General features: G+C 63.3%; 10 protein-coding genes. 1 reads left to right on the top strand and 9 read right to left on the bottom strand.

Features of this window, described 5'->3' with window-relative positions:
• Positions 1 to 190: 190 nt before the first annotated feature.
• The 8 genes from FHT92_RS10395 to FHT92_RS10360 form a co-directional block, all read right to left on the bottom strand.
• Entirely contained in the window at positions 191 to 2719 is a 2529-nt protein-coding gene (locus FHT92_RS10395; protein ID WP_183824569.1) for a hypothetical protein, read from the bottom strand.
• 8 nt (positions 2720 to 2727) lie between these two features.
• Positions 2728 to 3240, bottom strand: coding sequence for a hypothetical protein (locus FHT92_RS10390; RefSeq protein WP_183824566.1), 513 nt, complete (start codon positions 3238 to 3240; stop codon positions 2728 to 2730).
• Positions 3233 to 3727 (bottom strand): hypothetical protein, encoded by a 495-nt coding sequence (locus FHT92_RS10385; protein WP_183824563.1) that lies wholly within the window; start codon positions 3725 to 3727, stop codon positions 3233 to 3235. The genes FHT92_RS10390 and FHT92_RS10385 overlap by 8 nt, the downstream gene beginning before the upstream one ends.
• On the bottom strand, positions 3708 to 5801 hold the full coding sequence (locus FHT92_RS10380; protein WP_183824560.1) for a hypothetical protein: 2094 nt from the start codon (positions 5799 to 5801) through the stop codon (positions 3708 to 3710). The genes FHT92_RS10385 and FHT92_RS10380 overlap by 20 nt, the downstream gene beginning before the upstream one ends.
• The gene (locus FHT92_RS10375) at positions 5794 to 6429 is read right to left on the bottom strand and encodes a hypothetical protein (RefSeq protein ID WP_183824557.1); all 636 of its coding nucleotides are present in this window, start codon (positions 6427 to 6429) and stop codon (positions 5794 to 5796) included. Before FHT92_RS10375 ends, FHT92_RS10380 begins: the two co-directional genes overlap by 8 nt.
• A gap of 349 nt (positions 6430 to 6778) precedes the next feature.
• Complete coding sequence (locus FHT92_RS10370; RefSeq protein ID WP_183824554.1) at positions 6779 to 7501, bottom strand: DUF6892 domain-containing protein; 723 nt, start codon at positions 7499 to 7501, stop codon at positions 6779 to 6781.
• A gap of 150 nt (positions 7502 to 7651) precedes the next feature.
• Positions 7652 to 7837, bottom strand: coding sequence for a hypothetical protein (locus tag FHT92_RS10365; protein WP_183824551.1), 186 nt, complete (start codon positions 7835 to 7837; stop codon positions 7652 to 7654).
• A gap of 165 nt (positions 7838 to 8002) precedes the next feature.
• Positions 8003 to 8947, bottom strand: coding sequence for an AEC family transporter (locus FHT92_RS10360; protein ID WP_183824548.1), 945 nt, complete (start codon positions 8945 to 8947; stop codon positions 8003 to 8005).
• A gap of 117 nt (positions 8948 to 9064) precedes the next feature.
• Here FHT92_RS10360 and FHT92_RS10355 point away from each other — a divergent pair, with 117 nt between their 5' ends.
• On the top strand, positions 9065 to 9982 hold the full coding sequence (locus tag FHT92_RS10355; protein ID WP_183824545.1) for a LysR family transcriptional regulator: 918 nt from the start codon (positions 9065 to 9067) through the stop codon (positions 9980 to 9982).
• A gap of 145 nt (positions 9983 to 10127) precedes the next feature.
• Here the strand turns inward: FHT92_RS10355 and FHT92_RS29620 are convergent, their stop codons facing one another.
• Positions 10128 to 12716, bottom strand: coding sequence for an ATP-binding protein (locus tag FHT92_RS29620; protein ID WP_183824542.1), 2589 nt, complete (start codon positions 12714 to 12716; stop codon positions 10128 to 10130).
• Positions 12717 to 12754 lie beyond the last annotated feature (38 nt).

Genomic DNA, 12754 nt, shown 5'->3' with positions numbered 1-12754 from the left:
TCACGGGGCTGTGACAGCAGGCGCTACGGCCATGTCTGCGGGCCGCAGCACTATATCAATGCGTGGCTGGCGGTGGCGGACGGCGGATGAAGTGGTAAGGCTGAAGGGGAAATTCGAGAAGGCGTCGGTCGGAAAGTGAGGCTTTTGCCAGGGTGCCTGCGATTTCTCGCCGCCAGGTTTTCCCTGTCACTCAGCGATTAAGTATGGATGTCTCGTACTCATTCACAATTTCGTCCTGAGACGGCTTCCTGCGGTTTTTCTTCGTCAAATCCGCCTCGATCGACTGCCTGAGATCGCGTGGAATATCCTGATATTCTACGGCGATATCGTAGCTCTGATCGTCGGCAAGCGAGTTTGCCTGATAAAGGCGGCCGCGCTCCTTTGTGGGATTCCAGCCAGTGACGAATGAGCCCGGCGAGCTGATGACGATCGGGAACAGCAGGCGGTTGATCATTTTCTGGATGTCGCTCTGGGTCGGGTTCTGGCCGTCGTTCTTGTCCTTGAATACGTCCATCTGATCCAGGAGCGCTAACCGGAACTCGGCGACGCGGTGCGGGACACTGTAGGAGGTGGCGAAGCCGCCGTCCTGGGCGAAGAAGCCGAGCGATTCCAGCTGAGGTTTCGCGAGTTCGAAGGCACTATTGATATCCAGGCTTTCGAGCCGGGCCTGGCGCTGGTCGGTGAGGGCCATCTGCCGCCAGCCGGTGACCTTTTCCCAGTCCTTGTCGGAGAGCTTGGAGCGATATCCAAGGAGATCAATCTGCGAGAAGGCCGCCGGATCCCTGGCGAACTCGGTCTGCAGGTCATAGAGCGTTTGCGTGTCCGTCGCCGGCTGGCCGTAGGCGCGGACCTTTTCCTTGTAGTCGCGCAGCGCCAGCATGCCGGATGGGCCGATGGCCTGCTGGATGTGGACGGGCAGTTTCGTCGGGTCGAAGGTCGGGTCGGCGATGACCTCGTTGTTGGCCCATTCCTGTACCTGCACACGCTGGCCGTCGATCGCCTTCTTCAGCGAGACGGTATAGCCGTTCAGCTGTGCCTCGGTGGCGGCGCGCAAGGCGGGGTCGGCGATGCTGTTCAGGCTTTCTTCGATCCTGCGCAAGCTCTCGGGATTGTAATTCGGCAAGGACATGGTTTTCTCGTCGACGGTGCCGGATGTGCGGAAGCCGATGATCTGGTTTGCGGCATGAGCCGTCAGCGCGGTTTCGCCGGCGCGTCTGGGATCGCGGCCGAGCACGAGGATGTTGCCGTCAGCGTCGTAGCCGCGGAAGATGCCGATCTGACCCTTCTCGCGATCATCCGGGGTGTTGCCGCCGTTCTTCCCGGCACCTTTGCTTCGAGGCGAGCCGAGCACGACGATGTCGCCGGGGCGGGGTGTCTGCGTCGGCAGGCCGAAATGGCGGAAGCTTGTGGCATCGGCCGCAGTGCTTCCGGTGGGGCCTGCGGCCGTGCCGAGGACGGCTCCCGTGACATCGGTCAACCAGGGCTGGAGCGACGGAGCGACCGTGGTGCCGGCGGCATTCCTCACGAAGCTGGCCACCGCCAGATCGTCCTTCACCTTGCCGGGGAAGGTAAGCGTGGCGGCAACGGTGCGGAAATCCGCCGGGCCGCTCGGCTGGCGCGGCGGGGTCTGAGTGGTCGACACCTGCGGGCCGGCGGGTTGCTGGCCAGTTGTTTGAGAGCGGGCGATCTGCGGGGCTGCTGTCTTGCCCGTCGAAGGCTGCGCGCCAAGTGTGCGGGTTCCCCCGGTTCTGCTGCCGACACCATCCGTCTCGAGGCCGGTGGTTCTTGCGCCTGCTGCGGAGGACTGAACCGGGCTGTCGATCTGCGGCTGGCCGCCTGTACCGCTATCGGCGTTTGCGGGAGCGGCATTGGCGTCAGGCACACCGGTATAGGTCGGCGGCCGGCCGGCGATGATGTCTGCTGTGTTCTGCCGGGCCTTTTCCTCGGTGACGGCGGGCTGCAGCGATTTCAGCAGGGCGGTGCTGTCGGCCGGCAGCATACGGTCGCCGGCGTCTTTCACATATTGCTCGGCCTTGATGGCGCTGTCATTGGCGATGCGCAGCGCGACATTCTTCGTCGTGTCGGAGACGAACCGGGCGCGTTCCTGGTCGAGCCTTTCCTGGCTCCAGCCCTGCATATGGCCCTGATGCTCTATCTCGGCTACACCCTTGCCGATCTCGACATCCACCTTGGCCGGATCGCTGTAGACGGCGACGGCGCCGGCGCCGGCGGATTTGATGCTGTTGGCCGAAGTCTCGGCAAACCACGCCTTGCGCTGGTCGAATGTGTGGCGGATCGTGCTGTCCAGGAGCGTGTTCATGCTGGCGCGGCTGGTCTCTTCATAGGTGCGGGCAGCACCCGGCGTCAGTCCCTTGCCGAATTCGGCGCGCTTCTGCTCGGCCAGCTTTTCGAAGGCGGCGCGGCCTTCCACGGCGGCGCGGCCGGTCAGTGTCAGGAAGCCGCTCTTGCCGTAAAGCCCGTCGCGCTGCCAGTCATTGAGTTTCGTCTGCGCATCCTTGGCGGCATTCGCATTGTCAAGCTTCTCCACCTCTACCACGGCCTCGCCGAGCGTGCCCATGCCGGTTGCCAGCCCCTGCATGCCCTTGCCGATGGCGGCGCCGAAGGCCTCCGCATCGGCCCTGACTGTGAAGCCCTCGGTATATTCCGGGCGGAGTGCTACGCGCTGCTGCGTATCCTGATAGGTCGGAACAGTCGGCATTCTTCACCTCACTTTATATATCCAAGCGTTTTCGCCTGCGTGTAAACCTTGCCCGAGCCGCCGAGGATCGTTCCCACTGCATCGAGATAACCGCCCTTGACGGCGGCGTCGGCGCGCATGCGGTCGAGTTTAGCGCCCGCGAGCTGATTGGTACCCTGCACCTTATAGCCGTAGGCCTCGCGATAGGCATTGGTGCGCACATTCAGCGCATCGATCTCGCCCATCTTGGCGGTGTCGACGATCGTATCGAGCGGCGAGCCGAAGGAGAGATCGACGCCGTTTGCGGCCATCGCCGCGCGCTGGCGGCCTTCGAGCTGGGATGTCTGCAGGCGCTTCTGCTGCTCTTCCTGCTTGCCGCGCTCAATTGCATCCTTCGCCTGTTTCTCGGCGATCTGCGCATTCATTTCGGCGACCTGGGCGTTGTATTTGTTCGCCTCTGCCGTTGCCTTTGCCTGCTGCACCTGGCCGGCGGCGCCGAGAAGCGTCGAGCCCAGTGTCAGCGCAAGACCAAGATCACACATTCGTCTCTCCCGATTTAGGGGCTGTCTGCATTTCGAATAGCCGGAATGAATGCCCGTTGATCTCGATCGGCTCGAACAGCTGGAAGCCCAGCCATTCGAGCCAGCGCAGGGAGATCGCGTTGCGCGCATCCACAAAGTTTCGAAGCAAGCCGTAGCGGCTCAATAGTTGAGCCGGCCAATTGCGCGAGATCTTGAGAAAGCTGCGGAAATTCTTCTCCACGGCGTCCGTGCCGAGCAGCCAGGGCGCACCGATGCCGGTCAGGATGTTGATATCGCCGACACCCCACATCACCTCCGGCCGGCCATCGAAGAGTGCGGTCCAGGCAAGGGAAGAGTGGCGGTAGGAGACGGAAAGCCCCGAAAGCGGTGAGCGCCCGGAAGCGGCGAAGACCTCATCGCGGTCGGCCTGGCGCATGCGTCCGGCAATCTGGCGTATATGGCTCGCCCGCGCCTCGATGATGGCGATTTCAGCGGCCAAGGGTGACATCCGGCATGATGGACAGGATCGTCATCGGAAGCGGGTCGAACTGTTTCACCCACATGGCGCCGCTGGTGTTCCAGTCCCAATAGGGAGTGATGGTCAGGTCGCCGGTATAGAGGCTGATCGCCTCGTTCCAGTTCTCGTTGCGGCGCTGTTTGTATTCGACCAATGTGCCGTCCTCGCGCGCACCATCCTGTGGCCCGGTGAAGATGCCGCGGGTATTCTCCACCCGGAAGGTCACTTCGGAGACGGATTTGCTGCGGCCCTGCACAGTCCCGAGGCCCTGCACCTGGCCGACATCGAGATCGAGCGTCTGGATCGCCGCCGTCACCGGCAGGCCGATATGGATTTTCGAGGCGGCGTTCTGCAGCCGCACGCTGCCACCTGTGACGGTCAGGTTGCGCACGACATTGCCGTCTGCGAGCGCCACGAGCGTCTGACCCTCGAGATAGCCGAGGCCGTTCAGCGTGGTGGCCGGAAGCCCGGAATAGGTCAGGCCGCAGTCAACGAAAAAAGCATCCTGCACATCCTCGAAGGCGCGGCTGTGTAACCGCTCGATATAGCGTTTCTGCTGGCCATTGATTGTGCGGCGAACGATGAAATAGGGCACGTCCTCACCGTTCTCCTCGATGACAGTGACATCTTCAAAGACGGCATCGGCGCCGCTTTCGTGGCGCGTCCAGGCCCAGACATCCTGCTCCTTCATGTAGGTGAGCGAGACCAACGCCCCGTCGTCGAGCACCACCCAGACGACGGAATCGGGCGCCTGGGCATAATCCCAGGCTGATATCTCGCGTCCCTTGAAGAGGTGGCGGGCGAGGATGGTCAGGTCCTTCCCGACATAGCTGTCCTGCGTATAGTCATAGGAGAAGTCGCGCACCACGCCGCCGAGGCGCTGGGCAAAAAGCACCGTATTGCCGACGACGATCGGCTGCACCTTGGCGGCCCCACGATAGCCCTGGTTATCGAGCTTGATGGCGGAGGGGGAAATCGCATCCGCTGCCGAGCCGCCGGTGACGATCCATTCGGAGCCTGATGTCAGCAGCAGCAGGCCGCGCACCGAGATCATCGAGCGGATCTCGTTCACCTGCCTTGCGCGGATGCGGAAGGTGACGGCATCGCTTGCCTTGGCGGGCGAGGAGACGCCGAAATTCTCGTAATTGGCGGATTGGCTGAGCCAGACAGCCTGCGGGTCGTTCTGTGTCGAGGCGAAGGCCAGCCGCTGCTCGATAAAGGTGACGCAGCGCGGATAATTGCCTGCCGCATCGAAAGGGTTGCGGCCGCTCTGCGGGGTGTCGGAAAGGTCGGGCGTGATATTCTCGTCATCGAAGGAGAGGCCCGTCGTGCCGCCGACATAGCCGAAAATACCGTTGTCGTCGCGGTAGACGATATAACGCGCCGCGCCTGACACCGCCGCCCAGGTGACACGGTTGATCCCGCCCTGGATGGCGAGATCGTTGACGACGGCGCCGGCATTGGACGGCAGGCTTTCCTCGCCGCTGTCGGCCACGGCGGAAACGCGATAGCGGTATGTGGTTGCCACATAGCCCGGCTTGCCCGCTGTATCGCCGGGTTTGCTGACCGTCGGTGTGCCCGCCGGCGGATTGATCAGCGGCTTGAACAGGACGGTGACCAATGTCCAATTGTCGTCGGCCAGCCGCCCGAGTTTGCGAACGGGGTGGTTGACGTGGCAGAGGTAGAGCACATCCGCCTCCTGCACGAAGACGAGATCCTGCAAATCGTCAGCCGTATAGGCGGTCGCAATCTCGTAGGGGGCCGCACCCGAGAGTACCAGCCCGCCATCGCGGAAGATGCGGATATAGCGGTCGCCGAACTCAAGGATATAGGTCTGCTCGGTATTGAACTGGAAGCGGATCAGCCGTGCGCGGAGCGCACTATTCTTGATCTCATGAACGAATTGCAGCCCGGCCCGGTTCGAGACACCGCCATGCGGATGCACAAAGACATTCAGCGCCGTGCGCAGACCGCTCTGATATTTGGTGAGATCGACACGCGCGCCGAGTGCGGGCGAGAGTTCGCCGGCGGTGAAGGAGGGTTGGTAGGCGCGGAAATCAGCCATGGGTGCGCACCGCAATCAGTTCGCTGACGAAATTCTCACTCGTGTGCCTTATCTGATTGGCCTCAGCCTGCTCGGCCACCCGCTGGCTGTTTTGCGCCATCGCCATCGCATCGGCGCGGATTTTCGGATCGCGCGTCAGCGGCATGGCGAGCCGCACGGCGAGATGCCAGGAAAGCGCCTCGACGAAGAGCGGAGCATATCTGCTCGGGTCGGTCAGGCGGAAGGTGTAGCGCAGCAGGGCCGGCGAGAGATCGCAATAGAGGCGGTCGCCCTCCAGCGCATAGGGGTACTGCAGCTCGCGCCCGGCCTCGTCGAGATCGGGGTGCAGCTCTTCGGGCGGCGCGGCGACGTCAGCGGAATAACGCGGCCTGATCCAGCGGATCTGCAGGCAATCGGCCGGCCGCGCGTAGGAATGACGCCAGACGCCGGGCTTGTCGTTGTCCAGCGCGCCGAGCGCCAGCGTCTTGCCCGCCGCAGCCCAAGGGAAGGATTGCAACAGGACGTCGCGGGTCTGCGCATAGAACTGATTGCAGGCGCGCGCTTCCGCGCTCTGTTCGGTGAGATCGTTGATATTGTCCTTGCCGATATTGGAAAGGGCGAGATTGCAGATAGAGACGACGGTAGCCATGAACCAACCTCTTGAGTTGGAATAGGGCTAGCGTGTGGATGGTTGTCGGGGTGAAGTGGCTAGACTTTCATCCGTTCGGCAGTGACGAAACGCGAATAGCAAAAGCAATTGGTGTCGATGATGCAGCCCGCACAGCCGGGTTCGCGATCGAGAGGCGGGAAACAAGGTCTCGGCGGAATGGTTGTCGTTGTTTCCAGCGGCTGCTAGGCATCCTCCCAGCCTTGCCCGACCTCGAAGGAACAACAGTGAAGAACCCGGTCTTTCTCATCATCATGTGCGCCGTCCTGCTGGTTGCGATCGCCGGCCTTGCGATCAGTTCCGCCCGGCTGGTCGGCCTGTTCTAGCCTGCTCATTGATAGGCCGGCGGCTCTCCCTGATCACTTGATATCCAGTGAACGAAGACTGAAACGCCGCGCGCCTTCAGCCCCTCCATTACCTGCCGGGCCGGGCTCCCCGGCGTCATGACATCGCGATAGATATCGTCGTCGTAGATCTTCACGCCGCGCAGATCGGGCATGTCGAGCAGCGCGGGCAGGTTGGCGAGGTCGACGCCGAGGGTGAGATGTTGCAGCTTCATCGGTGGTTTCAGTGTTTCGAGATCGACGAGGCGGACCATCGAGGTGAAATCGAGCGTGGTGATGTTGGGGCAATTGGCGATGCCCGACATGTCGGTCACATCGAAGCTCTCATCTTCGCCGCCCCAGAATTTCCAGATATAGGAATAGATCGTGTTGCCGCCGTCGAAATAAAGCGTATCCACCTTGTCCAACATCTCCCGCGTCAGCGGATAGCGCTCCAGATAGGTGCGCACCGGCAGAAGCGGATAATATCCTTCCCTGTCGAGATCGACGGGGCGGCCAAGCACATGTTCCGCCAGCTCCTCGCGCGTGCCGAGATCGATGATGCCCTTGTCCATCATGGCGGACATGACGACGAGCTTGAGATTGGGATCGCCGAAGGGGGCGCCCGGCGCTCCCGAAGGTTCGGGATAAAAGGCGGCGCGGGTCACTTTCGCCGTGCCAAGCATGGTTGCGGCCGTTGCGCCGACCAGTGGATTGCGTCTTCGGATCATGCCGCCTCATGCACCGGGGATCGGGTCTCCGCGACAGAAGCTAGTGCAGCCGGTGGATGAAAAAAGGTGGGCTACCACATAACAGCAGGTGAAATCTGCACGCCGAAGGGAATGACGGCCTGCTCCCGAATGCCTGATGCTGCCGGATGATTATCGGAAACGTGGCTCGCGGCGGGCGTTGTGCAGAAGTTCGCTGGCGGTGGCGAAAGTGCCGAAGAGCTGCAGCAGCCGCTTCTCCTCCTTGCCGTCGATCCGATGTCGGGCGCAGAACTCAGTGACGGACCAGACCTTGGTCAGGGTATCATGTTCGACATCTGCAGGCTCTACGCGTTCCATGGCTGCATCCTCCCTGAACAAAAATACCGCCACGCTGTGAAATGGCGACTAACGAAAAGTGATTAGTCAGGACATGCTGCAGCGCCGCGCCGGTTCAAGAGGCGGGATATGGATAAACTGCTGCGCTGATTTCCTGGGCTCTGGGATGAAAGGTGCCGCCAGTTCCTATACCCGCCCCGCCACTGCCAGATAGGCCGAAATCGTCAGCACCGAAAGCACTGTCGAGGCGAGCACGACGCGGCCCGTGACGCTTGCCTCACGGCCGTAGAATTCGGCCAGCATGAAGGGGCCGGTGCCGGTCGGAAGGGCTGCGAGCAGCACGGCGGTATGGGTGGCGGCCGGGGGCAGGTTCAGGAGCGGTGCAGCGATCAGCCAGGTGACGGCGGGCTGGGCGATCAGCTTCAGGCCGACGAGAATGCTTGTCGTTGTTGCCCGCGCGCTCGCTTCGCCGGCCTTGGTACCGGCGAGAAACAGGCCGAGCGCGATCAACGCGCAGGGCGAGGCGGCGCCGCCGAGAAGCTTCAGGAAGGCATGGATGGGGGCGGGGAGCGCCACACCCGAGACCATGACCACCGCGCCAAGGGCGGGTGCAACGAGCAGCGGGTTTTTGGCAAGCGACCGGGCGGTCTTGACGGCGATATCGCGTCGCCGTGTTTCGGATTGCAGCCCGCCTTCAATGAGGATGATGGCGATGGCGAAGAGCACGCAGACGGTGAGGATTGTGGAGATCAATGTCGGCGCCATACCGGTGTCTCCGACCAATGACAGAACGAGCGGAAAGCCGATGAAGCCGGTATTGGCATAGCTCGCGTTCAGCCCGTCGATCGCCGCATCGGCAAGTTGCCGGCCCTTGGCGACGCGCCAGAAGAGCGTGGCACCGAAGATCACGGCGCAGCCTGATGTGAAGGCGAGAATGAAGCCCGGCTGCCAGATCTCGGCGGGTCTGGCATTGGCCATGATGTCGAAGAGCAGCGCCGGCAGGGCAAGATAGACAACCAGCCGGTTGACCTCGCGCGTGGCATTTTCGCCAAGCGCCCCGGTCTTTCGGGCAAGCCAGCCGGCGAGGATGAGGGCAAAGATCGGCAGGACAATCGATAGGTTCGTCAGCATCGGGCAACTCGGGCAATTCGGCAGAGCTCCACGATCGGGAGCGATCCTTGCCTAGCTTTTGCGATCAAGATAATCCAATGTCATCTCGGATGCTGATTGATACCTCTGGAGTATCGAATGGACACACGCCATATGCGGTATTTCGTAGCGCTTGCCGAAACATTGCATTTCGGCCATGCAGCGGCGCGGGTGAACATGAGCCAACCGCCCTTCAGCCGGCAGATATCAGCCATCGAAAAGCGGCTTGGCGTCAGGCTCGTCGAGCGCAACTCGCGCAATGTGGCGCTCACGCCTGCGGGCCAGCATTTCCTTGCCGATTGTCGCGCCGTGCTTGAACGGTTCGATGCCGCCTGCCGTGATGTGCAGCTGGTTGCGAGCGGCATGAAGGGTGAGCTGAAACTCGGCTTCATGATGCATGCCGCCCATAGCGTTATCCCGGCGCTGGTGCGGCTTTACTCCGAGGCACGGCCGGATGTGCGGCTGATCCTGGAGGAGCGCATACCCACCGATATCGAGGAGATGCTGACAGAGGGTTTGCTCGATGCCGCCGTCACCTTCGGCGGCGGCCCGGCGTCACATCTCAGGACGCTGCTGCTTGCCCGCGACCGGCTGTGCCTGATCGTGCCTTCAGGCCATCCGCTGGCTAAGGCCGAAGGCATTGGGCCGCAGGATCTCGCCGGCGAAAAGTTGATTGCCGCGCCCGCGACGGTGGCGCCGACGTTGCGTTCGGGGATCGGTCTCTATTGCGCGGCCGGCGGCGTCATCCCGCATTACGCATTCGAGCCGCGCCTGCAGCACACGATCATCCGGCTGGTGCAGGAGCGGCTGGGCGTGGCGCTGATCCCGCAATCGCTGTGCAGCGATCTGGCCGAAGGGGTGGTTGCGCGGGCGATTGAGGATGCGCCGGGGTTCGATGTCGTGCTCTGTGCCTTGCGGACGGCGAGGAACCCCGCGGTGCCGGAGTTGTTCGAGGTGGCGGCGAGGGCGATCAGAGACCCCGCCCCAAACCCCTCCCCACAAGGGGGAGGGGCTTAACCTGCCGCACTGGCTTTCCAGAACTTCGACGTTTCGGAACAAGCAAGGCGGTGCCCCAGGTTGATCTCTCCCCTTTGTGGGGATGGGTTGGGGAGGGGATTTCATCTACTTTCTTCAGCTACCAATACGATAAGGCAGGCCCAATCTACCCCAGCAGCCCCAGCCTCCGTCCCTCAGCCGCCGCCTGGCCCCTGGATTTCGCGTTCAGCTTCGCCAGGATTGAGGAAATGTGGTGATCCACCGTTTTCGCCGAGACGAACAGCCGCGCGCCGATTTCGGCATTCGACCTGCCTTCGTCGATCAGCCGCAGCACGTCCATTTCCCGTGTCGTCAGGCCGGCGGCGTTGGCTTGGGTGCTTGCCCTCGGGCCGCGCGTGGCAAGCCGGCCGCTGCGTTTGCGGATCATGTCCTTCACGTGGGCGGCGACGGCGGTGGCGCCGAGGGCTTCCAGCGCCGTCAGGGCGCGGTAGAGCGCGTCGCTGTCGCCGTCGAGCAGGCAAAGGGCGGCGAAATAGGGCGCGCGGCGGTCCGTCCAGATATCGGCGGCTTCCTGCCAGCGGCCGTTGAGCATGGCGGTGACGGCGGCATCGCCTCCCGTGCTGTCAGCTGCAAAGCCCGTCTCGCCAAGAATATGCGCCCAGAAGCCGATCATCGAGCCGGCCGCGTCTTCGCTGCAGAGGGAAGAGGCCTGCCGCAGACCGGCGAGTGCCGCATCACCGTCGGTAAGGCCAAGCCAGGCGCGCTCGGCCACCAGCGCGGCATGGGCTGACAGGCGCTGGAATTCGAAAGTGTTTGCGAGGAATTTCTCCATTTCCTGCAGCAGCTCGCTTGTGGGTTCGCCGCGCCGGGTTTTCAGGATCGCCAGCGCCACGAGCGAGGGGTATCGCGACAGGGCCGGGGCATTCTGGTTATCGACCACCGCTTGCGCCGCCACCGCTGCCTCGTCCCAGCGACCGAGAAAGGTCAGCAGTTCGGCAAGCTCGCCGCGCATATAGTCGCGCCATGTATCGAGGTCGTGCTCGATGCAGTAAGCGATGCCGCGCGCCAGAATATCTTCGGCGGCAGCGGTGGCGTGCAGCTGGATTTCCACCCAGGCGCGGTTGGTGAAGGCACGGGCCGCGTGTTCCTGAAAACCGTGGTCGAGGGCGATCGCCAGCGCCTCGTCGAGCGTCTGCCGGGCGCGGTCGGGCTCGCGCCAGCAGATGGCGGTGCCGACATTGTTCAGTGCATGGCAGAGGACTTCGGGCCTTGCAATATCTTCCGTCGTCACCAGCGCGATGGCGCGCTCGCCGTAAAGGATGGCGGTTTCCGCGTCACCCGCCAGCATGCCGAGCTGCGACAGGTTGGAATAGCCCATGGCGAGCTCGGCGGGGGCGGCTGCCTGCTCCAGCACCTCGACTGCCTCGCGCCCAAAGGCATCGGCGCCCTTGCGGTCTCCGGCGAGGTAGCTCAGCCGCGACAGCCATCGCATGTTGTCGCCGACATGCCTCGTATCCCCGAGGGCGCGGTAGAGCGTGAGCGCGTTCGTCTGTGCAGTGATGGCGCGTTCCATTTGGCCGGTGAGGTGGCATTCGAAGGCATAGCTCTCATAAAGGCAGGCGCGCCTGGCATCGTCCAAAGCCGCGGCATGGCCAAGCGCCAGTTCGTAATGGCGCACCGCCTGCCGGTGGGCGCCGAGCCTGCCGGCCTCGGCCGCCGCCTTCGGCGCGAGCTCCAGGATCGCGTCTATATCCTGCGCCTCGTTGGCATGGTGGACCATGCGCGCCACGGAGGCATCGCCGCACTGCCGGAAATAGGCGAGCGCGCGCTCGTTCAGCGCCCGGCGGCGAAGCGGCGGCAGCGATTGCTCAATCGCTTGTCTCGCGATCTCATGGCGGAACATGAACAAGTCACCAGCCGGGACGAGAAGCCCGCAAGCCGTGCAGGCTTCCAGTGCCGTGCGGGAGGCATCGCCGCAGATCGCGTCGATCAGCTCAGGGGCGAAGGCCTCGGGCGAGGTGGAGCCTGCATACAGCACCTCCCTGTCTGCCTCCGAAAGGGTATCGGCCCGCGCCAGCACGGCATCGCGGATGGTGGCCGGCAACCGGTCGCGGCTTCCGGCATCGACGAGTTCGCTGACGAAATAGGCATTGCCGCCGGTGGCGGAAAAGATCGCCTCGCCATCGAGACCTTTCTGCTGCGCAAGCTCCAGCACGGCGGCCTTAGAAAGCGGCGGCACGTCGATCCTCAGCCAATGGGCCGGCGGAATATCAGCGAGCAGCCGCCTCAGCCGCATCTGGCCCGGTGTGTCGTCGTTCCGCGCCGTCAGGACCGCGAGCAGGCAGGTATTGCGGATGCGCCGGCCGATATAGCGGATCAGGTTCAGCGTGGCGTCATCCGCCCAGTGAATATCCTCGATGACGAGAAGCGTCGGCTGGCGATCGGCGATCAGGAGATCGAGCACTTCGGAAAAGAGGGAAATCCAGTTGCCGGCCGAAACCCTGGTCAGCGTCCAGCGCGCTTCCCGCGCAATGTCGCGCCAGGGACCGAGCGGCTCGGCCGTGCCGAAATTCTCGCAGGCGCCGGACAGCACGCGTGTCTCGGCAGGGACGGCGCGGGAAAAGGCGGCCGCAAGGGAGGATTTGCCTGCGCCGGCTTCCCCTTCGAGCAGGACGAGGCGGCCCCGGCCGTCGGCGGCTTCGCGCAACAACGACTGCAGATGATCGAGATTGGGGGCGCGCTCGATTAGTCGCATGGCAAATTATTGCCAGCATCCCTAGCGGCTGGAAATAG

It is taken from the genome of Rhizobium sp. BK377, assembly GCF_014193935.1.
GTDB lineage: Bacteria > Pseudomonadota > Alphaproteobacteria > Rhizobiales > Rhizobiaceae > Rhizobium.
Note: the sequence above shows the minus strand (reverse complement) of the source record. Positions and strands in the feature narration are given on the sequence as shown.